Below are 24987 nucleotides of genomic sequence, written 5' to 3' on the forward strand. Positions count from 1 at the left end.
AGTCGATTGTTTCACGATTAACAAGATTAACCGCTTTATTCTACAAATAAAGAGCTTTCCTGAGTCATTCAGGAAAGCTCTTTATTTTTCTAGATTGGGAGATAAATCGAGAATATGGTGCCTTGGCCAAGCGTGCTTTTCACTTGTACCGTACCATGATGCGAATCCACAATATTCTTTACAATAGCTAGACCTAGTCCAGTTCCGGTCGTAGTTCCACGAGTTCGTGCTTTATCCGCTTTGTAAAAACGTTCAAATATAAAGGGTAAGTCCTCAGGAGGAATTCCTTGTCCTTGATCTTCTATCTCGATTAGTGCTGAACTATTATCTGTCCCACTATGATGCAGCCCCAAGCGCATCGTGATTTGAGCACCTAAAGCCGTATGACGTATCGCATTGTCCAATAGGTTAGTTAACACCTGCTCTAGTCGATCCTCATCTGCATGGGGCAGTATAATGTCATCCTCTGGACATTGCAGCACAAGCAGCAATCCCTGCTCCTTACAGAGGGCATTAAACTTACGATGAACTCGCTTAAGCAATGCATTTAAGGGAAAGGCTTGATAATTTAGCTCCAAATGCCCCGTTTCCATACGAGCCAAATCTAACAAATCTTTAACCAATCGCCCCATCCTTAATGACTCATCATAAATAACTTGAGCAAGCTCTGTTCGCTCTTCCGGTGATGCGGCAATATCATCCAACAAAGCCTCACTATAACCTTGCAGCATAGACAACGGCGTACGCAGCTCATGCGATACGTTAGCCACAAAATCCTTGCGCAGCTTCTCTAGTCGATGCTCCTCCGTTACATTGCGTAGAACAGCCACAGCGCCTCTAACCAGCTCTCGAGAATACAAGGGTGCAATTACAATCGACCATACACCATTGTGCACATGCAGCTTTGATGTGATTTCCTTGGTATCTTGAACGACATTAGCAAAAATTTGCTGCAGCGGCTCTGGGATTTGCTTTGACCTCATTACGTTCACAGATGCATTAGAATTAAAGTCGTCTGGATTTTCAGCTGTATCATTTTCTGATGTGTTCCATTGGATATCACGCCAGTTTGCAATAATATCTTCTCCATGTGGGTTTGTAAAAATAACATCCCCTTTCACATTAAACGAAATTACAGCATCCGCCATACTCCGCAATACACTTGATAAATTTTCTTTCTCATAATTTAAATCCTTGATCGTCTCTTCCAATCTTTCTCCCATTAAATTGAAGGTCTGAGCCAGCTCCCCTAATTCATCCGATGAAACAATCGGAACTCGACTTCCATATTCGCCATGTGTGATTAAATCTGCTGCTTTTTTCAGCTGCTGCAGCGGTTTTGTTATCTTAGTAATGAGGAAGAAAGCAAAAAATGTCGTCAGTAGAAAACCAATTAAGGAAACAAGTGCAAATAGTTTTTTGACATATAATTGTGTGCTTTCCACTGATTTCTGCGATTGATGGACAATAATAATGCTTTTAATCGCTAAATCCGCTGATTCCTTGTTCTGTACAGGTACTGCAATAAATAAAAAGTCACCCTTGCGATGTTCAAGTGTCTTCCCAGCAAATACAGCATCAATTTCAGCTTGGTTGAAAACCTGATCGATTAGTAAATTCGATTCTCCTCTAAGGAACAATGCCGAGTTTATCAGCAACAGTTGAGAGGCTGGATCTGGTGTTAGCAGGATTAAACCGGCATCCTGAGGGCTCAACAAATCATTCATAGTGGCGACAAATTGCGGTTCATTATGATGCTTTTGTGCTTGTGCTGCGACTTCGCCGGCAAGCTCTTTTAAGCTGGTCGATTGATCATTCGCTTTCGGAAAGCTCGTGTCAATATATTGGAATAAAAACAAGCCCAGAATGAGCAACACGACGGCAACAAGTGCAATAATGGTCATCCAAAGCTTGGCTACGATATTTTTAAAAATAGACACTATTTAGGCACCTCTAACTTATAGCCGACTCCCCACACTGTAGTAATCATGGTAGCAGCATCTGGAGAGACCTTGTTTAGCTTCTCTCTAAGCCGTTTAACGTGGGTATCTACGGTGCGTAAATCACCAAAAAATTCATAATTCCAAACATCCTTAAGCAAATCCTCACGGGAGAAAACTTTATCAGGTGAAACGGCTAAATAATGCAGGAGCTCATATTCCTTAGGGGTTAAAGCTACCTCTTGCCCGCCTGCAGTCACTCTATGTGCATCATGTTCGATTAACAAATGTGGAAAAACAATATTATTACTATGACTATCTTCTTTAGACAAATATGCTGTTGCTGAAGCTCGTCGTAAAATGGCCTTCACACGATAGATTACTTCTCGCGGACTAAACGGTTTAACTACATAATCGTCTGTTCCAGCTTCAAAGCCTTGAACGCGATTAGCTTCTTCCCCTTTGGCCGTCAGCATAATAACAGGTGTAGCCTTAGTTTGACGCAATCGTGTACAAACCTCAATACCATCCATACCAGGCAGCATGAGATCGAGCAGAATTAGATCAAAGTCTTGATCCAATGCTTTCTGCAATGCCGTTTCGCCATCCTCAGCTTCTGCAATCGTATAGCCTTCCTTTTCCAAATACATTCGCAGCAAGCGGCGAATGCGTTCTTCATCATCAACAATTAGAATATTCGCTTTCCATTCCGTCATTGTAGACCAGCTCCTCTAATCAATTATTAAACACCTGAGTAGGAATGTAAACCTGCGATAACTAAATTAACGCCAATAAGTGTGAACATAACGATAGTAAATCCAATTACAGCTAACCATGCTGACTTCTTGCCCTGCCAGCCTTTGGATAAACGTAAATGAAGGTAGAACGCATAGTAGAGCCATGTGATTAAAGCCCATACTTCCTTCGGATCCCAGCCCCAGAAACGGCCCCAAGCTTCAGCTGCCCAAATCATCGCAAATATTAAAGCACCCAATGTAAAGATCGGATATCCTATCGCAATCGCACGATAACTGATTTCATCTAAATCTTCTGGATCCATATCATTCAAAATCGGGCTAATTGCAGCACCTAATGGTTTACGTGCTATAAGCCTTAATAAACCATACAATATTAAACCGCTTATAATGGACCAAACCACCGTATTCAGTTTTTTCCCTGAATTAGCTCCCTTCATCCATGATGGAGCTTCAAGCAATGGCTTTTTAATGCCTAAAAATGGTTTCATAGTGACTAAAGTTGCTCCACTAGGTTTAAAAATAGGCGGCAGTACATACTCCACAGGTTGACTCATGGTTACTTCTGTACCGGCTTTATCTTTAGTAACTATATCCTTTGTGAAAGTGGCTTTATAATCTGCTGCAAGAAAGATAAAGATCGATGCTGCAAAACCAACAATCATTAACAGTACAAACAATACAAACTCAAGACTGCGTTGTTCTTTAACATCCTTGCGTTCTTTAGATTTAAAATTAATTGTACGCAATAAATACATTAGACCGCCAGCAAAGCCAACTGCAAAAAATGCTTCTCCTGTTGCGGCAGTAGTTACATGAATCTTTAACCAGTAACTCTGAAGTGCAGGTATTAGCGGTTGTACCTCATGCGGAAATACTAAAGCATAGGATAAAATGATAACGCCTACTGGAAGTGCGAACACCCCAATAACTAAGGAGCGGTAGATTAAAAAAATAATCACAAAAGCAGTCATAATCATCATGGCAAGAAAGGTCATGAACTCAAACATATTAGCCGTTGGAATATGTCCACCACTATACCAACGGGTAAAAAAGAACATTATATGCAACACATAACCAACAAGCGATGTTATAAAAGCAATGTTTCCCCAAAGTTTCATATGCTGCTCTGGTTTGCGTCCACGCCAATTTTTACCGAGAATCGATATTACAAATAGAGTAAAGCCAAGACAGTAAACAAATAAAGCAATAATCAAGTAATTCATACTAATCGAGCTGATGTTATCAAAAAAAGCTGTCATGCCTGCTTCCCTCCCGTTTCTAAAGCTTTAGCATCCACTTGAACGCCTAGTTTGTTTAATGCCTTTACTGCTTCTTTACGGATCCCAAACCAATTCTTATTCGTGTGGGCACCTAAGGATAGGACATCATCATCAATCCTAATCCAGATGCGGCGATGCTGCCAATAGAAGCCCATTATAAGCCCAAGCATGGCAATAGCGGCTCCAACCCAAATGTAGGGCATGGCTCGATCTACACGGATATTAAGGAAGCTCGTATAATTAGCAATTTGCACATCGTTCATCGAAGGCACGGATATTTCTAATTCTTTTCCAATAGCTCCATTAATTTCATCCTGATGATAGGTTACTTTATCAATCTGACGTGGGAAATACATGTAAACCTCACCATCAGCTGCAAGTCCTGGACCTGTTATAATAAATATAAACGCTGGAACAATCGCATCATTGGATTTCGTTTTCGGTTTCCCATCTTCCCCAAGCTCAAAATCCCGATAATAATCTCGCAGCTGGAGCTTGTACTCCCCTACTTGAAAGCTGCTCTTGGGAGTTGTCATGGAGAGATCAAAGGTACCATAAGCTTCTCCAGTTTTTTTATTACTTAATGTAGGTTTCGCGGTAAGGATACGCGGTGTTTCTTTAAAATCAAATTGAAAGGCCATAAAGCCTTTATAATTCAGCGGTTTATTTACAATTATATCTTGTCTGTGCACTTCTTTTAAAACGGGTGTTTGGGCAGGATCATCACACTTTTCTGTACACTGGTATAAAACTGCTTTTGTTTCATAAACCTTGGGTACATTGAGATCTTTAGCTTGAAATTGCTTCGTCATTTCTTCCTTGGTGTAATAATCAAGGATGAATTTCTCATTTTTAAGGTAATAGGATGTGTTTGGTATCTTAACCGTTTGTCCCTCTAGAAAGCCCATATATTGATCCATATGCCAGCCTGGAATGCTTCGCATTAGAACAGCTAATAGAAATATAATTAAACCAATATGCAGAACATAAGGTCCCCAGCGGCTAAAACGGTATTTTTCCGCCAATAGCGCAGAACCATCTGTATGTACCCGATAATTCTGTTTACGAAGCTGTTTGCCCATTTCAGCAACCCATTGCTCTGTAGATTCAACCTTTGGATCATTTTTCAAATCTAATTTAACCGTATAGGTCACCTTTTGACGAAGTATGAATTGGAGATGCTTGCGAATTTGTTGTTTATTCAAGGCACGATAAAGCGGCAATACACGGTCTAAGCTGCAGATCACCAGTGAAGTACCGATCATAAATAACAAAAGCTTAAACCACCAAGAATCATACGTGTGCGACAAACCCAGCTGATAATAAATGTTGCCTAATGTCCCATAATTCTGCTTATAGAATATGGCAGGATTCATATTGATAAATGTACTTTCTTGCGGGTAGATAGTACCCACCATAGAAGTGAGCAATGTAACAAGAATCATGTAAATCGCTATCTTTACAGAAGAGAAAAAATTCCAGACTCGATCAATCAGCATGGGGTTACTCTTCTGTGAGCGGCGTGCAACTCCGTCATAGCGCATTTCTAAGGTTTCTTCGCCGCCACCTGCTTCCTCGTATAGCGGCTTACCGCAGGATTCACACAATACAGTTCCCACATGATTCTGATGACCACATTCGCATTTCGTATTCTCAAACACTGGGTAAACCTCCTACTTTCCTAACATTGCAGAAAGCGATTGTTGAATATAATTCTCATCCATACCGCCGACATTTTTTTTGGCTATTCGCCCATTTGGCTTCACAAAAAAAGTTGTGGGATATTGAATGACCCCATAGTTTTTGCGAATCTCAAAATCTTCGTCCAAAAGTACTGGAAACGTCGTCTTAAGCGGATCCAAAAAACCGTGTACTGTGATAGGGCTTTCTCCCATATTAACAGCCAGTACAACAACATCAGATTGCTTCCATTTATCATATTGCGTCTGAATCGCTGGCATCTCTGCTTTGCAGGGAGGGCAATAAGTCCCCCAAAAATTAATGATAACTGTTTTCCCTTTATAATCAGATAACTGATGCACCTGACCATCTAAACCAAGTAATTTAAATTTGGGAGCTTTATCGCCAACCTGAGGGATGGCATTATCACTAAACAAACCATTAACAAGCGTATATGCGCCCACAAGAATAACGATTGAAAGGATAATTATTTGTAAGGTTTTTCTATTTCTCATTAGTCATTCACCTACGTAAGCCTTAGATTTAACTATCCTCATTATAACTAACTTTAATGCAAGCATTTATTACTTATTTCGAACATTGTGTGACTGGGTCGCTGAATCCATTAATCCTTGAACTTCTTTAGGTGTTAAATAACGATATTTGCCGCGTGGAACACCTGTGAGGAATAACGATCCAAAGCTAATCCGTTTTAGGCGAATGACTGGGAAATTGATTACTTCGAACATTCTTCGAACCTGTCGATTCCGTCCTTCGTAGATAGTGATTGTTACCGTTGATTCATTCTTAACCGGATTCACGTCAAAATAATCCACCTCTGCTGGGGCTGTTAAGCCGTCATCAAGCTGGACTCCACTTTTTAGTTTTTCTAATAATGAACCATGAGGCACACCTTTTACAGTTGCATGATAGGTTTTTGGTACATGATGCTTAGGATGTGTCAGCAAATGAGCGAAATCCCCGTCATTAGTCAGGATTAGCAGCCCTTCAGTATCGTAATCCAAGCGTCCTACTGGATACAGCCTTTCTTTAATGCCATGAATAAAATCCGTAACTACCTTGCGGCCTTCCGGATCCGATGCGCTTGTTATAACCCCTTTGGGCTTATTCATTAATAGATAAATTTTATTTTGTCGATTGATGGCTTTGCCATCTACTTTGATGATATCGTTGATAGGATCAACCTTTACCCCTAGCGTTTTGACGATTTCATCGTTTACTTCGACCCTGCCTGCAGTAATAATTTCTTCACATTTTCGACGTGACGCTATGCCAGCATTCGCCAAAACCTTTTGTAATCTTTCCATGTTTTCCATGTTTACCTTCACCTCAAACCTAATGATACCGATTTGGGTCATAAATCACAAGTGTCCCCTTAGACAAATACCCAATAACAGATAGCAATAGAGGCAATGAAACCAATAGCATCTGAAATTAATCCCACTTTCAAGGCATACATGGCTTTTTTAATCCCTACAGCGCCAAAATAAACGGTTAATACATATAAGGTTGTATCCGTACTTCCTTGAACTGTAGAGGCAATTCTTCCGATCAATGAATCAGGTCCAAATTGCTTGATCAAGTCTGTTGTAAACGCTAAAGATCCAGCCCCTGTAATAGGCCGTAAAAAAGCTAACGGGAGTACCTCTCCCGGAATGCCGATTCTTGCAAGAAAAGGATACATCCAGCCGGCTAATAAATCCATGGCGCCAGATGCACGAAAAACGGTGATCGCAACCATCATTCCAACTAAATGTGGCATAATTGTGATTGCGGTTTGAAATCCATCCTTTGCACCCTCTACAAAGGACTCATAGGTAGGTACTTTTTTATAGGCTGCATACAAAGGAATGAATACGATCAATAATGGAATTGCCCATGTGGAAAGCGTCGAAACGATTGCATACACGATGTACCCTCATCCTTTCTAATACGACAAGCGTTCATATCGCCTTCTATACCACCTGTCCACCAATATAGCAGCCATCGTTGAGATTATGGTCGCAAGCAGCGTGGTGCCCACGATTTCCGCTGGGTTTAAAGAATGGTAATTCATTCGTATGGCAATAAGTGTCGTAGGTATAAGTGTAATACTCGATGTATTCAAAGCTAGCAGGGTACACATCGCAGGACTTGCAACCTCTTTATTCGAGTTCAGCTTTTGCAGCTCCTGCATGGCTCTAATCCCCATTGGTGTTGCTGCATTACCCAATCCAAGAATATTAGCGCTCATATTAGACATGATATAACCAATTGCGGGATGATCTGCAGGTATGCTCGGAAATAAAAACCGCACAAAAGGATTTAATAGCTTTGCTAGCTTTTGCAATAATCCGGCATCTTCCGCAATCCGCATAATCCCTAACCAAAACACAAGAATACTTATCAAACCAAAGCAAACCGTAACCCCTGTCTTTGCCCCATCAAATACGGCTGCTGTAACCAATTCAATATTGCCTTGAATGGCAGCCACAACAAAACCGACAACTATAAAAAACAACCAAATTAAATTGACCATAAGTATCCCTCCAGAGGTTTTCTTTAGAAAACCAGCTTCGTAAGCATGGACAGGGCTTTCGCAAGAAAGCGAGCATTGTAAGCATAAGCTGTTAAAGATTAAATAAAGCATGAACAAAAAAATGCCAATTATCTACGAATGCCGCCTCAGGTGCTGCTATGCTTTGCTGAAAGCTAAAAGCCTGTGCATTCTGCTTATCTAGCAATGGACTTCCCTGTGTCACTAGAGGTACTGTTCCAATAATTTTATTCGATAGAGAAAGCTGGAGAATCCCTTTTGTTCCTAGTCGATATGAAAGTGAAGCAGGATCATTTAACTTTACGGAACGTGTTATAAGCTTCGACTGCTCTGGGGTTAACGGATAGTTGAAGGCTTGGAGCGTCGCCAATCCATTCTCAACAGGCTCACCTTTATCTACTAAGTGACCTATAGGGAAGTTCTTAAACCCATAATTCAATAAACGGCTATGATCTGCCCAGTCATCCGAATCATTAAGGGTAACTACAGCTAATTGCTGTCCGTCACGTGTAGCTGAGGAAATGAGACATCTTAAAGACAGCTTGGTATAGCCTGTTTTAACGCCATCAGAGCCAGGATATAAAGAAAGCATTTTATTCTTATTAGTCCAAATATAACCCCAGGATTCGTTGGGATTAGGCACTTTTTTTATTTTGGTTTGGACGATTTCTTGAAAAATCGGGTTTTTCAGAGCGTACGCGGTTAAAATAGCCATATCATTAGCTGTTGAGTAGTGGTCTTTAACATCCAATCCATGCGGGTTCATAAAATGAGAGTTTAACATTCCTAGCATTTCTGCCTTTTGATTCATTAAATAAACGAAGCCTTCCTCCGTACCGCCAACATGTTCCGCTATTGCTGTTGCTGCATCATTTCCTGAGCGAAGCATAAGACCAAATAGCAAATGCTGCAAACTCATTTGTTCACCTAATTTAAGATAAATCGATGACCCTTCTCTACCTGCCGCTCTTTTGCTTGTAGTTACGGAATCAGATAAATCCCCCTGCTCTATCGCAACAATAGCTGTCATAACCTTGGTTAAGCTGGCAATCCGCATCTGTTTATCCCCCAATTTGCTGTATATCACAACACCTGAGGTAACATCAATTAAAGCAGCGGCTTGCGCATGGGTTTGAATAGATTCCGTTGCAGCCCCTGCCTTTTTAAGATCAACAGAAAAGCAATTACTCATTATAATTAGTAAACAAAACAACAAAAAAGCTCTCTTCATGGTTCCCCTCCCGAATCCAACCACATATCTACTGTAAAAGCATATGCTTGTCTGATTCGAAACATGTCCCATAAAAAGAGCTTGTCTTATACTGGATTTACACTTTCAATCAATAAAGTGTGTTTTTGAGAAAGATCAATTTCATAAATTGGTTGGGCTGCTTTACCATCTGCTGTTTCAAAAATACGTACCGTCGGGCGTTGCGGATAGTTGGGATTTATTTGGGTGACTACTCCCTTTTCACCTGTGTTCAGCTTGATTGTCAGTCCAAGCGGGTAGATCGCAACATTATCACGAAACATCGCGACTTTCTTGCGGTCATAAAGCGATCCAGCGCTGCCATATAGAACCTCCATGGCCTCATGCGGCAACATCGCAGTCCGATAAGGACGATGATTCGTCATGGCATCATAGCTGTCGGCAATCGCAATCCATTTAGCAAAATCATGGATCTCTTCGCCTTTAATTCCTCGTGGGTAGCCTGATCCATCAATACGTTCATGATGCTGGAAAGCGCAATGTGCGGCTAATAGCGGGATATTGGGTTCATCCTTAAGCAATTGGTAGCCTACCACGGTATGCTTCTGCATTTCCTTATATTCTTCAGGAGTAAAAGCCCGGTTCAGCGTAAGCAGCTCACTTGGGACTTTTGTTTTGCCAATATCGTGCAGAATCGAGCCTAATCCCAAAGCAAACAAATCATTTCGTGAGTATCCGTGCGTAATTCCTAGTGAAATACAAATGATAGCAACATTCAGAGAGTGGTTATAAATATAGTTATTCATAACATTAATATCAGTCAGCATAATCAAAGCTTCTTTGTGATCACTTAATTCATCGATAATATTCTGCAAAACATTATTAAATGACTTACCTAAAGTTGGATTCTTAACTGCTCTTTTGCTGGCAGCTTGATCCATTAACGAGCGAAAATTATTGCGTATTTCTGTAATTGCCTTAAATCGTGTTTGCTCACTGAGTGGTGATTTAATCTCCACATCATCTGTGTTGGGATCTTGAATATATAGATAATCAATGCCCAATTGAAGTAATCGATTAATCAAATGATCGGTCAAAGACACATTGATCCCGAGAAGAATAATTCCCTCTTCGTTATATATCCCTTTTCCCAAGCGCATTCCAGCTTGGCATTGTTTGGTCGGAAGTAAACGCATACATAACCCCGCAGTTTCATTTTGTTAACTTTACTATAAAAGATAGTTTCAAAAAGTGCAATCAAAAGAATCAGAAATTAACACAAAAAAGAGGCTTCATCCAGTTTTTCACACTTTCTGATAGCCTCTTCCTATAAAATTAACTAATTATTGACTCTGCCCTGTCGTATTTTTGTAATCTTTTGAGGATGAATCAGTGAAAGCTGCATTAGCTCCTAGACCTGCATTATTGTTTTTGTTGCCTTTAAGCATGCTTTGAATTTTATCAAAAACCTGTGGAGCGGAATCGATTAATCGCTCATAAAGATGGGTTTGATTATCCAAAGGAACCACCTTTACTCCAGCTGAGTTTACCACCAGAAAAGCAATAGGAGTTATCGAAACGCCACCTCCACTACCGCCACCAAAAGGTAAAGAAACCGAAGCGTTATTAGCATCATTTTTACTGCTTGGGTCATGCTCTGATTCACCTAAAAATTCACTGCCGCCAGCAGCAAAGCCGAATCCGACTTTTGAGATCGGTAAAATCACACTGCCATCTGGCGTTTGCACAGGATCACCAACGATTGTGTTGACATCAACCATTTCTTTAATATTTTCCATTGCCGTTTTCATTAGACCTTGAATGGGATGTTCTGTCATTAAAAAGCCTCCTTTTTAGGATTAGATTATGTTTTCTCAGCAAGCTTAACATACCCTAAAAAGGGTGGAGCTATGTAAATTTGATTTGGTAAACAGACTGCTTATCTTCAATACCTCGCAATAATGCTTCAAATTTATACGGCGTAATGTTATTTTCCTCCAGGAGTTGAACTACCTGCGGACTCTCCATGCAGCTATCACTTAGTATGATATCGTTCCCTTTACTAAGCCCTTGTACCCTTGCGGCAATGTTAACGTTTCTGCCAAAAAAATCAATTCGATTATTGGATGTTACAGCAATAGTTGCTCCTTGATGAATTCCAATTTTTATAACCAAATCAAGATCTTCTTCTCTATTCATTGAATTGTTGAATTGGCTAATATGTGTTTGGATATCCAATGCCGCCTTTACTCCATCCACAGGTTTTTCGAACACAGCCATGACCGCATCTCCGATCGTTTTTACAATGGTTCCCCTATTCTTATAAATCCACTCTTCCAAGAAATCAAAATGCTTGCGAACTTGTCCATAAGCATGAGCATCGCCTACATTCTCATAAAACGATGTAGAACCTTGCAAATCACTAAACAGAATCGTCAGGTTCTCAATACTCACTTCATGTCCAGGTGCCAAAACCTCGGATGAGAACATACGGCGGAATTCAAACATAGAACTCACTTTGGCCGCTGTTACTACAATATCATCCCAATCCACCTTCTCAAATACAACTATAATGTCATTTTCAGTATGATTATGTATGGTAATCTTATGCTGATCCTTCGTAAAGTAAATTTCTGACTCTGACCAACCTGCAGTATCATAGTTTAGACTATTTTTTCCATTCATTGGAGTTTTTTCATTATTTTGGATAAATGCTACTGATTTGTTGGCTTGAAGCACACGAATTCTGAAATTCTCCACACCATCAGGAAAAGTCAAATCGACTGGAATACCCGTTCTTATAAAAGCTTGACTATAAATATGCGGAGTAATTTGTGGACCTCCCACACAGAATACCATCTTGTATGCTTTACGAATTATTGGATGTACGGAAAAACAAAGCTCCATGTATTTATCGAGTGAGGTTTCATAATTAACTCCGCAAAAATCACAATGATACTGGTCAGCAATATCTCCTAATGTATCTGAAGTCGATTTAGAAACACGGCAATTGGGACAAATTAAGTGCCATTTTAGATTGAAAATACCAACCTTAGTGCAATAAAGGAAAAACTTTAAGATTTCTTCGCGGTCGAAATGCCAAAGATCTGCCCAATGATAAGGGCGCATATCCGTAACCTCATCATCACCCTGCTGCAAAATATGATCACGAAATAATGGAATAAACGATAAATTAGCATCTGTTCGTTTGAGCTCGTCGAAGAGTCGATCTAATTCTATAGTATTAATCTCAAATGTCGGTTTAAGCTGTGGTACCGCATGGATTTTGCCTTCTGTCTTCAATCTCAGATATTCCAATGTGAAATCAAACATTTTTTTAATCGATTTATCAACTGTAGGAGGAATTAATAAATCACCAATCCAATTAGCCGACAATACATGAGCACCTAGTACAAGGCGTGTCCCTAAGGTGCCATCGTCCATTACAGCGTCATAAACCTCAACAAGTGTCAGAAACGATTTCATTGGGCCATTATCATACTCACGCAGATTATTATAGTAATTTCCTTTGTTCCATTGGAAAGGATATTCTTTCCACTTCAACTGATAAGATCCAATAATTTTAGTGAATGTTTGGCGGTAAACCCCTGACTTGGAAGGAAATATACCCGCATATTCCACTTTAAACAAGCCAAGCACACAGTTCAAATGGTTCGTATCGGCTAGAATATTCCAGACTTCTTCTCTCGGTATGGGCAATATTCTTTCTTGGCTGAATTTCTTTAAAACGCGCATCAAAGAATCCTCCTCGCAGTATTTGTCTATTATACGACAAATATTGCGATTTGGATTCCTTTTTAGCGAAACATGCCCCAAAGCTTGATTAGATGAAAGGTATTGTTTGGATCAATTTTTTGAGCAATAACAAAAGCAACAATATTGTTCGACATTCGTTCCGTCAGCTTTTCTCCTAAAACCTTAGCCACCTGATCCAATAAGCGATTTAATTTAACTGAGTCCTGCAAATCGGCTTTGCTGACTCCGTTTAAGATCATTTTCACACGCTGATTTAATTGCGGGTTTTTCATTTTTATTTTGATGCGTTCTACAAAGGTTCGATCGATTCCATAATCTGCATAGCCCACCACATACACCTCCACTTGATAGCTCTGGTAAGTATATGAGGCATGACTTGTACATATTGACTGAAAAATCGAGAGTATTAATTAATAAGGGCTTCAATGCGTGATACTAGTCAATCAAACCCTCACCAAATATTTGCTCGCGCTGGAGGAATTGACGGAAAGCAAGGTATTCCAGCCCGGTCCAAAAATCCGTTCGCATGAGCAGTTCAGCTACATCATCACGAGCAAGCTCTAATACTTCAAAATCACTAACTAGATCTGCCAAACGAAACTCAGGAAGACCACTTTGTTTAGTGCCAAAGTAATCCCCTGGACCCCTAAGCTCTAAATCGCGCCTTGCTATCTCAAAGCCGTCATTCGTTTCTGTCATTACCTTTAGTCGCTCTTTACTAACTTCACTTTTAGCTTCTGCAATTAAGATACAGTAGGAAGCATGCTCCCCCCGACCTACACGGCCACGTAATTGATGCAGCTGAGATAAACCGAAGCGCTGTGCGTCATAAACCACCATTATTGTGGCGTTTGGCACATCGACTCCAACCTCAATAACCGTCGTAGACACCAACACCTGTATCTTATTCTCACTAAACTCACGCATAACATGATCTTTTTCAACAGTTGGCAGACGCCCATGCAATAGACCAACACGAAAATCCGGAAAATGCTGTGTTAGCTGAGCATGAAGATCCATTGCATTCTGAACATCTACCTTTTCTGACTCTTCAATCAGTGGGCATATGAGATAAGCTTGTCTGCCTGCCAGCACTTCACGGCTAATAAAACCTAGAACTCGTTCTAGCATGTTATGGTTAACGGAGTAGGTGCGAATTGGCTTTCTGCCTTTGGGCAACTCTCGCAAGGAGGATACATCCATATCCCCATAAGCCGTAATCGCAAGTGTACGTGGTATAGGCGTCGCTGTCATCGTGAGGACATCAGGATGCAGACCTTTTCGCCGTAGGATACTTCTTTGTTGTACTCCAAATCGATGCTGCTCATCAATGACAACCAATCCTAAATTGTGAAAATAAACATCCTCCTGAATCAGAGCATGTGTCCCGATAAGTATTTGCAATTCTCCTGTTTGTAAAGAGCTTATGATCCCTCTTCGTATTCTTTCAGTTAAACTTCCTGTTAATAATCCTACACTTATTCCATATGGCTCAAATAAACGTGTTAAGGAACGATAATGCTGCTCAGCCAATATTTCCGTTGGCACCATTAAGGCACCTTGTGCACCAGTGCGGATAACAGCAAACAAAGCTACAGCGGCAACTATCGTCTTACCAGACCCCACATCACCCTGAAGTAAACGGTTCATGCTATAAGGCTGCTGCAGATCATGCATAATTTCGCCAATAACATGCTTCTGAGAATCTGTGAGTACAAAAGGCAATGCTCTTACGAAAGCACGAACAGCCGGTAAATCCACAGCAAATGCAGACCCTTCTGCTTTACTGCGCGATAATGCCCGGTAGGCTTGGATTTTGAGCTGGAAAAAGAAGAACTCTTCGTAAACAACACGAGCGCGCGCGTGTTTCCCCTCTGTTATATCCACTGGATGATGAATATGATAAATCGCTTGTTTACGTGGTAAAAAGTTATGCTTCAGTTTTAAATCCTGAGGTAAATTCTCCTCAATCATCTCGCCGAATTGCGAAAAGGCTTGCATCATGGTTTTACGCATCCATTGCTGTGTGATGGGTCCTGCAACGGAGTATACAGGCTGCAGTGTACCTATACGTGTAGTTCCTTGTCCAGGGAACTCCGACTCCGAAACGGAAAGATGACGTCGGCCTTGGTCCCACTTTCCAGTTAGTATAATTTCTTGGCCAAGCTTAAGCTTATCTTTTAGAAAATGACGATTAAACCATACAGCCGTGACAAAAAAATTCTCGACAACCACTTTACAGGTTAGTCTCGATTTGGTTTTCCCATACATTTGCAGCAGAGGTTCACTATAAATGGTGCCTTGGACTGTAATTTTCTCGCCGTTCTTCACTTCCGTTAAATCACGAAGCTGATAATCCTCATAACGAAATGGATAATATTCAATGAGCTGCGCTACGGTTTGAATGCCAATCAGCAGCAGCTCCTCTGTTTTTTGTGTACCGACTCCGCGAACATTTTTCACGGGAATTGTATATAAATCCATCTATTCCACCGGAAACATGAAAACAGCCACAGTTCCGGGCCCTACATGAGCTCCGATAACGGGTCCGAGTGTCGTAAAGGATAGTGTAGTCAGCTGGAAACTCGCCTTCACTAGCTCACCAAGCTGCTCCGCTGCCTCAGGTGTATTAGAATGTGCAATCATGACATTAACCTTGGATGAAGCCATTTCACTAAGCTTGAATAGCTCAATGATTCGTTGAACCGCTGCCTTTTGACCTCTAACTTTTTCTACTGAAACCGCTTCTCCCTCTTCGACGCTTAGAATTGGTTTTATTTTTAATAGAGAACCTAGAAGCGCGGCTACCTTGCCAATACGCCCGCCTTTTTGTAAATATTCTAATGTGTCTACAAGAAAATACAGCTTAGATTGATCCATTAGTTTCTGGATGAGTATCAGAATTGCTTCCTTACTCTTGCCTTGCCCGGCAGCAACAGCCGCAGCAACAACAATCCCTCCAAACCCGTAGGAAGCTGTGCGAGAGTCAATTGTTGTAATATCTGCTTTCTCCTTAAGCAGCGATTTAGCTAATACTGCCGATTGGTAGGTTCCGCTGAGCTCGGAGGAAATGTGGATCGAGATGATCTGCACATCAGGCTCTTCGTTCAGCCGTTTATAAATTTCCAAAAAATCTACGGGAGACGGTTGCGAGGTTGTTGGCATTACTGGAGATTGTTTCAATAGCTCATAAAATTGCTCTGCTTGCAGAGAAACGCCATCTCTATAAGTATCATTGCCAAAATGCACCTTTAAAGGAACCACTTCAATACCCAGAGAAAGACAAACCTCGCGTGGGATATCTGCCGTACTGTCTGTAACTAGTCTAACTATTCCCATTCTTTATGCCTCCTGAGCTTGTTAAATCATTCAACTGAAATTATATATGAATATACAGGCTGACCACCGGAATGAACTTCAATATCAACCTCTGGATAGTTTGCTTTAATAAAGGCTTGTAGAGCATGCGTTACGTCTTCTAGAGCATCTTGTCCAGTAAGGATAGTAAGTATTTCACCTTGGTTCATGAGCATTCGCGTGATTAACTCTTGGCATGTGATTAGTAAATCAGCGTTAGCAATAATGATTTGATTATCTAACATCCCGAGGAAATCGGCTTTTTTAATCGATATCTGATCCATCTCCGTATCACGAACTGCATAAGTAATTTGTCCGGATTGAACATGATTTAGAGCAGCTAGCATCCCATCTGTATTGGCTAATTGCGGTTTGTCGTAATTAAATGCAATCATCGCAGCCATTCCTTGGGGGATTGTCTTAGTTGGGATTACTATAATTTGTTGGCCCTCCAATAATTCCTTAGCTTGCTGGGCAGCTAAGATAATATTCGAATTGTTCGGTAAGACATAAATCGTTTTTGCGGCAATTTGTTGAATAGCCTGCACAATGTCTTCTGTACTTGGATTCATAGTCTGGCCGCCGGCAAGGACAATATCTGCACCTAAGCTGCTAAAAATCGCCGAAATTCCTTCACCTGCACCAATGGCAACAATGCCATATTCTTTTAAAACTGCGGATACTTGAACTTCATTAAATTCCGACATAAGAATATGAGAATGCTGCTCTCGCATATTCTCAATCTTGATTTTGATTAATTCACCATATTTCATTGCATAGTCCATAACTTGCCCTGGATATTCTGCATGGATATGTACCTTAACTAATTCATCATCGGCAACAACTAATAATGAATCGCCAAATTGAGCAAGATCTTGGCGAAACAGTGATTCTTGGAATAGAGTCTTTTGTGGTTGTTTTGGATCTAATTTCACCAAAAACTCCGTACAATAGCCATGCTCAATGGAGTCCGTAGCTAAATGGGCTTGCGCGCTCTTTATTGGCATTGGAGCAATAATAGGTGAATTAAAATCTGCCTTTACTCCTAGAAGAACTTCCATGAAACCTTCATATATATAAATTAAACCTTGGCCACCTGCATCCACTACACCGACTTTTTTCAATATCGGAAGCAGCTCAGGAGTCCTAGCTAAGGCTTGACTGCCTTGCAGCAATGTATCCTGCATCACTTGTTCTATGTTATCCACTCGCCGAGATGACGTCAATGCCCCTTTAGCGGCTTCTTTAGCCACTGTAAGAATAGTTCCTTCAACGGGTTTAATTACTGCCTTATAGGCCATCTCTACCCCTTGTTGGAGTGCTACAGCAAATTGCGGGGCATTAATTTCTTCGAAGTCATGCACAGCCTTAGCAAATCCACGAAATAACTGAGATAGAATAACACCTGAATTCCCTCTCGCGCCTAACAGCAAGCCTTTGGCAAGGGTTTCTGCCGCTTGTCCTATGTGCAAGCTCTTCTTACTGCTTAATTCCTCTAATCCGGAGGCAAAGGTAAGATTCATATTCGTCCCTGTATCCCCATCAGGCACGGGAAATACGTTAAGACCGTTTACATACTCCATATTTTCTTGCAATTTTTGGGCTCCGGAGGCAATCATTTGATAGAAGTCAGAACCATCCAGTTTAATAAAGCGCTTTCGCAAATTGATTTCCCCTTTCCCTTAAAGCATGACTCGCACACCTTGAACAATAATATGTATATGCCTAACATTTAACCCAATAATTTCATTCAAAACATACTTCACCCTGTTTTGTACATTTAGGGCAACTTCTGATATTCGGGTACCGTAGCTCACAATAATATATAAATCAATGTGCACCTCGTTTTGTACTAACCGCACATCTACTCCGCGACTTAAGTTTTCTTTTCCCAATAATTCGGCAATTCCATCCTTTAGCTGCTTTCTCGATGCCATTCCAACCAAACCGTAACATTCCAATGCTGATGAACCTGCAATTACAGAGATGACCTCGTTGCTAATATGGATTTTTCCCCATTCACTCACCATCTGATAGGACATCCTTTTTAACCTCCATCCATGTAGAGCTTTAGGACTACAACCCATTGTACTATATTCAATTCTAGAAATAAATGCAATTTTGGTTTTTCTTTGGGTTGACTCAGCTTCTTTTACTATGATATTATATTCTAGTATGTTTTGCGAGCGCTAATTATCTAAGTTTTTCTCCGAAAGCTTACAGAGGGGGTGTCATATATGTCACGCAAATGTTATATTACAGGTAAATCACCAAAATCGGGAAATAACGTTTCACATGCTAATAATAAAAACAAACGTACTTGGGGTATCAATGTACAAAAGGTTCGCATTCTTGTAGATGGTAAAATTAAACGTGTTTACGTTAGTACGCGTGCTTTAAAATCCGGGAAACTAACTCGTGTATAATTAATTTGCACGCAAAAAGCACCTCATTGTAGGTGCTTTTTTTCATTTCTATAAAAGGCGGTTTGCATGCACCTATCCCCCGTTTCACCCTTAGTTTTTACTAAAGGTGTTGAGAACTGCTTTCACAACGCCGCCCAAAATTTTTGGGAGCTTAATGGTGTAAAATTTCATCTCTACCCCTCCTTCATATCGACATCCGCCATGGCTTCTGCTTTAATGGATACTCCTAGTATATTCATCTAGTCTCACTACGTGCATGGACAAGGATAAACCTCAGTCAAGGCCGCCAATCGAAATTGAGTTTAACTGTTTAAACAAAAAGGCTACAGAAGCAGTCCGCCCCTGTAACCCATTGTATGATTTCATATTTTCTTTTATGCTTTTATTGTTTGTGCAGCTGCACGAATCTTATCCATCGAAAGCTTTCGATTTTCCTGGCCAAATACAGCTTGGCCGGCAACTAATACATTTGCCCCTGCCTCAACTACTAGAGGAGCTGTCTTCTCATTAATTCCACCGTCCACTTCCAGGTGAACATGAGTCAGTCCACGTTCGTTCAACATCTCTCTAAGCCGCTTTATTTTGGACAGCATTTCAGGTATAAACGCCTGCCCGCCAAAACCCGGATTTACCGTCATGATTAAGATTAAGTCTACTTGTGATAAAACAAGCTCAATGGCAGACAACGGGGTAGCCGGATTTAATACTACACCCGCTTTCACACCATGTTCACGGATCAAACTTAGTGAACGGTGCAAATGAACGCAAGCCTCTGCATGAATACTAATATAATCGGCCCCAGCTTCTGCGAAAGCAGGTATATAGGAATCCGGCTGCTCGATCATTAAATGCACATCCAAAGGAAGCTTAGTAAGCGGTCTAATGCTTGCAACCACTAGTGGACCAATTGTGATATTCGGCACAAAATGGCCGTCCATTACATCAACATGCAGCCAATTGGCTCCTCCAGCTTCTACTTCCTTGATTTCTGAACCTAACTTAGAAAAATCCGCAGACAAGATTGAAGGTGCTATATATAGATTACTCATATTAATACCTCCGTTTACGCTCTTTAATTTCAACGAGAAATTGAATGTAATGCTCATACCGAGAAGCTGCGATTGTGCCTAGAGCAAGTGCATCCTTAACACGGCAGTCTGGTTCATTCTGATGCAAGCATCCACGAAATTTACAGCCTTCCGACAATGCTTGAAATTCAATGAAGCAAGAGCTTAACTCTTCAGCTTCCAATTGTAAGAAATCCAATTGACTGAATCCCGGTGTATCTGCGACCCAGCCTCCATTACCTAGAGGAATCAGTTCCACATGACGAGTAGTATGTTTTCCCCTGCCTAGCTTATGACTAATGATATTGGTCTCTAATTGCAAGCTTGGCATCATTGCATTCAATAGGGAGGATTTCCCCACTCCAGATTGTCCTGAGAATACGCTAATAACCCCTTGCAAGCGATCCAGCACCGCTTCAATGCCTTCTTGCTTCAATGCACTAGTTGTCAGAACGTTATAGCCCATGGACTTGTACAATTGATATACCTTCGATGTTTCGGAAACGAATTCTGCAGAGCTATCTTCCGCCGACATTATTAAATCCTGTTTAGTAAAGCAAATTAATGTTTCAAGCCCTGCATGCTCAATATGCACCAAAAACTTATCCAAAAGCTGGAGATTAAGTGCTGGCTCATTGAGTGAGAATACAAGTACAGCTAAGGAAACATTGGCAATTGGCGGCCGAATTAGCTCAGTCGATCGAGGCATAATCTCATCAACCATACCTTCACCGTTCTCGGTTAATTCATAAATAACACGATCTCCAACTAACGGAGATGTTTTGTTCTTTCGCAATATCCCTCTTCCACGACATTGAATGAGATTGTGATCTTTACCTATCTCGGCCTGTGATTCGCCTCTTTGAACTAAATTCTCAGGCAGCACATAATAATAGCCACTTAGCGCTTTCACAATCATTCCCTGAGCCATTTATTAGCCTCCCGCTGAAATGACAGGTATTGGTGTTGGACTTGGATCAGCTGAAGCAGCCGGATCTCCAGGAATAGGAGTTGGTGATGGTGATTGGCCATCGATTGTTGGTGCAGGTGACGCCGTTGGTGTTGGTAATGTCGTATAATCTAAATAACTCTGGTAAGTGTAATTTTGGGTGTCATATAAAGCATTATCACGATAGATATTGACTACCGCTTTAGTATCCTTAGTCACGGTTACTTTAATATTCTCAATCTGCGTTTCAGAAACATCAATTGTTTTTAAATCAACATTATCATTTCTAGCATCAGTCAGATTGATTCGGAAAGTGGAGGACGTTCCTTCTTTAGCAGGCTTTAAAGTAACCGAGGTAGTCATATCGCCGGCATCCGCTGGATCACCCGTACTTATCCAAATAACAATTTTATCCATTCCAGGATCGATATCTTCTCCGGGTTTTAATGGAAATTGATCAAAAATCTTATCCTTAGGCTGTTGAAAGCTTGGTTTGTAAATAACACCTACTTTTTCACGCTTATCCAGAGAAAGGCTTTGTAGTGCAAGTATATTGATCGCTTCTTGTTTGGTTTTCCCCGTCAAATCTGGCATTGCGATCTTTTCACTGCCTTGACTTACAGTAAATTTGTAAACGACTTTTTTTGGATCAAATTCATCCCCCTCTGGAGGGTCTTGATTCACAATCGTATCTTTCTCTTCTGTTAAGAATTGTAGATCTGTAATAATTTGAGTTTCTGGATCAAGTCCCAAGTCAGTTAATTCAGCAACAACCTCTGAAATTTTTCTGCCTTTGTAATTCTCAACTTTAGCCTTTTCAATTCCACTGCTAATAAATAGCGTAATATTAGCGCCTTCTTTAACTTTCATGCCTTTTGGATCTTGGTTAATTATAGTATCTAGAGGTATTTCAGTACTCGCTTGTAATTTCTCGATCGGCTTAAATCCAGCCTTGGTAAGCATGTCTTCCGCATCGACCTTTAACATTCCTATTACATTAGGGACATCAACATCCTTGGGAGCTCCACTATCCTTAATCATTGGCAAAACGACGTACCATAATACACCTATGGTTACCAGAAAAATAATAAACCAAACCAATGGCCCAATCCAATAATTTTTTTTGTTAGCTTCCTCTACGGCATCCGCAATAGGTGTATAGTTTGTGCTGGCATTTTTGGCCGTATTCGGATTGCTGCTAACGCGAATGGCAGGAATGACTCTAGTCTTCTCATCATCATGCTCATCGAGATTTAGAAATACAACTTTAGCTTCATTACGTCTTAAAACGGTTAAACAAGTTTCCAAATCAATCAGCATTTCTTTAGCGGACTGATAGCGCTCTTGTTCATTCTTGCGGACGGCTTTAAGGATAATATTCTCTACACTTTGTGGAATTAACGCATTAACTTTACGAGGGTCTACAATCGACTCTTGCAGATGCTTAAGTGCAACACTAATCGGACTATCTCCAATAAAAGGAAGCTTAGCCGTTAACATTTGATAGAGCACTATCCCTAATGAGTAGAGATCTGATTTAGCACCAGTCGTGGTGCCCTTAGCATGCTCTGGTGAAAAATAATGAACAGAACCAACAACAGAGCCAGTCTGAGTAATGGAGGATGAACTAGTAGCCCGAGCAATACCAAAATCAGTTACTTTCACTCTGCCATTCTTGCCAATTAGAATATTATGCGGTTTAATATCTCGATGTATGATTTGATTCACATGAGCATGGTCAAGCGCATCACAAATTTGGCTTGCAAAATGAACAGCCTCTTCTACCTGCAAGGGTGCTCTTTCTTTAATCACATCATTTAAAGTAACACCTTCTACATATTCCATTACGATATAATGGACTTCAAGCTCTTGTCCCACATCATAGATGCTGACAATATTAGGGTGGGAAAGCGATGCTGCAGATTGAGCTTCACGGCGAAATCTACGAATAAATTCCTCATCGTTTACATACTGCTGTCTGAGAACTTTAACAGCTACGTATCGATTTAATAGAATGTCATGTGCTTTATATACAAGCGCCATCCCGCCGCCGCCGATGCGACCTAAAATCTCGTATCTACCACCTAGCTGCCGACCTATCACGAATGATCACCCCTCAATATCGGTTCGTTCCCAAGCAAAATAACGGAAATATTATCGTCTCCGCCAGCCCCTAAAGCTTCTTTTACAAGCTGGTCTGCTTTCCAGTTTAAATCTTCTTCCTTATGTAAAATAGTAAATATTTCATGACTGTCCAACTGCCCGCTTAACCCATCACTGCACATCAGAACAATATCATTCTGCTGCCATTCATAGTGGCCAACCTCAGCCTCAACAAAAGCATCTGTCCCAAGTGCTCGAGTTAATACATTTCTTCGTGGATGATGATCAGCTTCTTCTGCAGTAATTTGTCCACTTTTTAACAGCTCGGTTACCAAGGAATGGTCCTCTGTCAGCTGTGTCATATTATCCGTAGTTATAAGATAAGCACGACTGTCGCCAATATGTCCGATAGCCAGAAACTGCTCATTAGCCAAAATCGCCACTACTGTAGTGCCCATCCCATGATATTGCTCTCTGCTCTGGGCAAATTCATAGATGGTTCGATTTGCTAACACAATAGCACTCTGCAAAGCGGCTTTGCACATATCGATAGACATGTCCTTTTCAAGCGTCTGCAGCTGATTTTGAATCACTTCGATAGCCATTTGACTTGCGATATCACCAGCCTGATGTCCACCCATACCATCAGCAACAATCGCTAACACAAAGCCATTTAATTCCATTTGGACTACCGAGCGATCTTCGTTTACTAAACGAATTCGCCCAATGTCCGTTTTATTGGCTACTTTCACTTAAATTCACCTCGCACTTGACTCCATATGTTGTGCACGCAATTGACCGCATGCAGCGGCTATGTCACTACCATGTTCTCTACGAATCGTTGCATTAACTTTATTCCGTTCAAGAATACGTTGAAACGTAAAAATATCATCGCGTGGCGTACGTTTAAAATCACGTTCAGCTACAAAGTTTACTGGAATTAGATTCACATAGCTTAACGGCATTTCTTTCAAAACCTGAGCAAGCTCTTCCGCATGCTCGGGTTGATCGTTGACTCCGCCCATCAAAGCATATTCAAAAGTAAGGCGTCTTCCTGTCTTTTCGATGTAATATTTGCAAGCTTCAATTAAATCGGCAAACGGAAATCTGCGGTTTACTGGCATTAGCTTCGAACGCAATGCATCATTAGGAGCATGAATCGAAATAGCCAGGTTAACTTGTGTATTCTCATCTGCAAAACGATAAATATTCGGAACTATCCCGCTTGTGGAAACGGTGATATGGCGTTGGCCTATATTCAATCCCTTTTCATGGACCATAACCTTCAAGAATTTCATCATTGCATCGTAATTCTCAAACGGCTCGCCAATACCCATAATAACAATACTGCTGACTCTCTCTTCTGTAACGTCCATCAATTTTTGTGCTTTCACCACTTGTGAAATAATTTCACCCGAGGTTAAATCACGCTTCAGTCCGCCTAAGGTAGAAGCACAAAAAGTGCAGCCTACTCTACAGCCTACTTGAGTCGTTACACAAACACTGTTTCCATAGCTATGCTTCATAATTACCGTCTCAATGGCATTCTTGTCATATAGCTCAAACAAGAATTTAACTGTGCCATCTTTAGACTCATGACGTGCAATTTCATGTAGCGTAACAAATTGGAATTGATCCGCTAGCTTTTCTCGCAAGGATTTGGACAAATTGCTCATATCTTCAAAGTTATCCACGCGTTTAACATAAAGCCAATCAAAGATCTGACCAGCTCTAAAAGCGGATTCCCCGTTGTCTATCACCCATTGCTGCCATTGTTCAAACGTTAAATCATAAATAAATGGTTTCATCTGCTCACAACCTGCTTTTTTACTTTATATTGTTGCTTAACCTGTCTAGTTTATCACAAAAGTGATAAATAAATA

Annotated in this window: 24 protein-coding genes; 1 reads left to right on the forward strand and 23 read right to left on the reverse strand. The window is 40.8% G+C overall.

The annotated features are described in order from the left end of the window. Window positions 1-89: 89 nt before the first annotated feature. The 17 genes from EHS13_RS19615 to EHS13_RS19695 form a co-directional block, all read right to left on the reverse strand. Window positions 90-1940 carry a HAMP domain-containing sensor histidine kinase gene (locus EHS13_RS19615; protein ID WP_155702019.1) on the reverse strand — a complete coding sequence of 617 codons (1851 nt, stop codon included), beginning with the start codon at window positions 1938-1940 and terminating at the stop codon, window positions 90-92. After that, window positions 1940-2656, reverse strand: coding sequence for a response regulator transcription factor (locus EHS13_RS19620; protein WP_155702020.1), 717 nt, complete (start codon window positions 2654-2656; stop codon window positions 1940-1942). Before EHS13_RS19620 ends, EHS13_RS19615 begins: the two co-directional genes overlap by 1 nt. Before the next feature lie 26 nt (window positions 2657-2682). Further along, window positions 2683-3957 (reverse strand): cytochrome c biogenesis protein CcsA, encoded by a 1275-nt coding sequence (gene ccsA / locus EHS13_RS19625; protein WP_155702021.1) that lies wholly within the window; start codon window positions 3955-3957, stop codon window positions 2683-2685. Continuing rightward, window positions 3954-5639: a cytochrome c biogenesis protein ResB gene (gene resB, locus EHS13_RS19630; protein WP_155702022.1), complete on the reverse strand. Its 1686-nt coding sequence runs from the start codon at window positions 5637-5639 to the stop codon at window positions 3954-3956. The genes ccsA and resB overlap by 4 nt, the downstream gene beginning before the upstream one ends. 12 nt (window positions 5640-5651) lie before the next feature. Continuing rightward, window positions 5652-6173 carry a thiol-disulfide oxidoreductase ResA gene (gene resA / locus EHS13_RS19635; RefSeq protein ID WP_155702023.1) on the reverse strand — a complete coding sequence of 174 codons (522 nt, stop codon included), beginning with the start codon at window positions 6171-6173 and terminating at the stop codon, window positions 5652-5654. Window positions 6174-6242: 69 nt separating this feature from the next. Then, window positions 6243-6986, reverse strand: a complete 744-nt coding sequence (locus tag EHS13_RS19640) for a pseudouridine synthase (RefSeq protein ID WP_155705432.1) — start codon at window positions 6984-6986, stop codon at window positions 6243-6245. A 68-nt stretch (window positions 6987-7054) separates the two neighbouring features. Then, window positions 7055-7588, reverse strand: coding sequence for a spore maturation protein (locus tag EHS13_RS19645; protein WP_155702024.1), 534 nt, complete (start codon window positions 7586-7588; stop codon window positions 7055-7057). 18 nt (window positions 7589-7606) lie between these two features. Further along, the gene (locus EHS13_RS19650) at window positions 7607-8197 is read right to left on the reverse strand and encodes a nucleoside recognition domain-containing protein (RefSeq protein ID WP_155702025.1); all 591 of its coding nucleotides are present in this window, start codon (window positions 8195-8197) and stop codon (window positions 7607-7609) included. A 91-nt stretch (window positions 8198-8288) separates the two neighbouring features. Next, window positions 8289-9407 carry a D-alanyl-D-alanine carboxypeptidase family protein gene (locus EHS13_RS19655; RefSeq protein ID WP_227013442.1) on the reverse strand — a complete coding sequence of 373 codons (1119 nt, stop codon included), beginning with the start codon at window positions 9405-9407 and terminating at the stop codon, window positions 8289-8291. 125 nt (window positions 9408-9532) lie between these two features. Further along, window positions 9533-10621 carry an HD-GYP domain-containing protein gene (locus EHS13_RS19660; RefSeq protein ID WP_155702027.1) on the reverse strand — a complete coding sequence of 363 codons (1089 nt, stop codon included), beginning with the start codon at window positions 10619-10621 and terminating at the stop codon, window positions 9533-9535. A gap of 147 nt (window positions 10622-10768) precedes the next feature. After that, window positions 10769-11263 (reverse strand): GerW family sporulation protein, encoded by a 495-nt coding sequence (gene ytfJ / locus EHS13_RS19665; RefSeq protein WP_155702028.1) that lies wholly within the window; start codon window positions 11261-11263, stop codon window positions 10769-10771. Window positions 11264-11333: 70 nt separating this feature from the next. Continuing rightward, a complete protein-coding gene (locus EHS13_RS19670) occupies window positions 11334-13181 on the reverse strand; it encodes an adenylate/guanylate cyclase domain-containing protein (RefSeq protein WP_155702029.1) in 1848 nt (615 codons plus the stop codon). A gap of 62 nt (window positions 13182-13243) precedes the next feature. Further along, on the reverse strand, window positions 13244-13531 hold the full coding sequence (locus EHS13_RS19675) for a stage VI sporulation protein F (RefSeq protein WP_155702030.1): 288 nt from the start codon (window positions 13529-13531) through the stop codon (window positions 13244-13246). Window positions 13532-13637: 106 nt separating this feature from the next. Continuing rightward, window positions 13638-15686 (reverse strand): ATP-dependent DNA helicase RecG, encoded by a 2049-nt coding sequence (recG, locus tag EHS13_RS19680; protein WP_155702031.1) that lies wholly within the window; start codon window positions 15684-15686, stop codon window positions 13638-13640. Beyond that, window positions 15687-16541 carry a DegV family protein gene (locus EHS13_RS19685; protein ID WP_155702032.1) on the reverse strand — a complete coding sequence of 285 codons (855 nt, stop codon included), beginning with the start codon at window positions 16539-16541 and terminating at the stop codon, window positions 15687-15689. A 26-nt stretch (window positions 16542-16567) separates the two neighbouring features. Beyond that, window positions 16568-18178: a DAK2 domain-containing protein gene (locus tag EHS13_RS19690; protein ID WP_193571540.1), complete on the reverse strand. Its 1611-nt coding sequence runs from the start codon at window positions 18176-18178 to the stop codon at window positions 16568-16570. A 63-nt stretch (window positions 18179-18241) separates the two neighbouring features. Continuing rightward, complete coding sequence (locus tag EHS13_RS19695) at window positions 18242-18601, reverse strand: Asp23/Gls24 family envelope stress response protein (protein WP_155702034.1); 360 nt, start codon at window positions 18599-18601, stop codon at window positions 18242-18244. A gap of 195 nt (window positions 18602-18796) precedes the next feature. Between EHS13_RS19695 and rpmB the strand changes: the two genes are divergently transcribed. Further along, window positions 18797-18985 (forward strand): 50S ribosomal protein L28, encoded by a 189-nt coding sequence (gene rpmB, locus EHS13_RS19700; RefSeq protein ID WP_155702035.1) that lies wholly within the window; start codon window positions 18797-18799, stop codon window positions 18983-18985. Window positions 18986-19075: 90 nt separating this feature from the next. Here rpmB and spoVM read toward each other — a convergent pair whose 3' ends face one another. The 6 genes from spoVM to rlmN all read right to left on the reverse strand — a co-directional run bounded on the left by spoVM (window position 19076) and on the right by rlmN (window position 24912). Beyond that, the gene (gene spoVM / locus EHS13_RS19705; RefSeq protein ID WP_155705433.1) at window positions 19076-19156 is read right to left on the reverse strand and encodes a stage V sporulation protein SpoVM; all 81 of its coding nucleotides are present in this window, start codon (window positions 19154-19156) and stop codon (window positions 19076-19078) included. 203 nt (window positions 19157-19359) lie between these two features. After that, window positions 19360-20034, reverse strand: a complete 675-nt coding sequence (gene rpe / locus EHS13_RS19710; protein ID WP_155702036.1) for a ribulose-phosphate 3-epimerase — start codon at window positions 20032-20034, stop codon at window positions 19360-19362. Window position 20035: 1 nt separating this feature from the next. Next, window positions 20036-20983, reverse strand: a complete 948-nt coding sequence (rsgA, locus tag EHS13_RS19715; protein ID WP_155702037.1) for a ribosome small subunit-dependent GTPase A — start codon at window positions 20981-20983, stop codon at window positions 20036-20038. A 3-nt stretch (window positions 20984-20986) separates the two neighbouring features. Then, window positions 20987-23104, reverse strand: coding sequence for a Stk1 family PASTA domain-containing Ser/Thr kinase (gene pknB, locus EHS13_RS19720; protein WP_155702038.1), 2118 nt, complete (start codon window positions 23102-23104; stop codon window positions 20987-20989). After that, window positions 23101-23856, reverse strand: a complete 756-nt coding sequence (locus tag EHS13_RS19725) for a Stp1/IreP family PP2C-type Ser/Thr phosphatase (RefSeq protein ID WP_155702039.1) — start codon at window positions 23854-23856, stop codon at window positions 23101-23103. Before EHS13_RS19725 ends, pknB begins: the two co-directional genes overlap by 4 nt. Before the next feature lie 6 nt (window positions 23857-23862). Beyond that, window positions 23863-24912, reverse strand: a complete 1050-nt coding sequence (rlmN, locus tag EHS13_RS19730; RefSeq protein WP_155702040.1) for a dual-specificity RNA methyltransferase RlmN — start codon at window positions 24910-24912, stop codon at window positions 23863-23865. Window positions 24913-24987: the final 75 nt, after the last annotated feature.

It is taken from the genome of Paenibacillus psychroresistens (genome assembly GCF_009728935.1).
Taxonomy (GTDB): domain Bacteria; phylum Bacillota; class Bacilli; order Paenibacillales; family NBRC-103111; genus Paenibacillus_AC; species Paenibacillus_AC psychroresistens.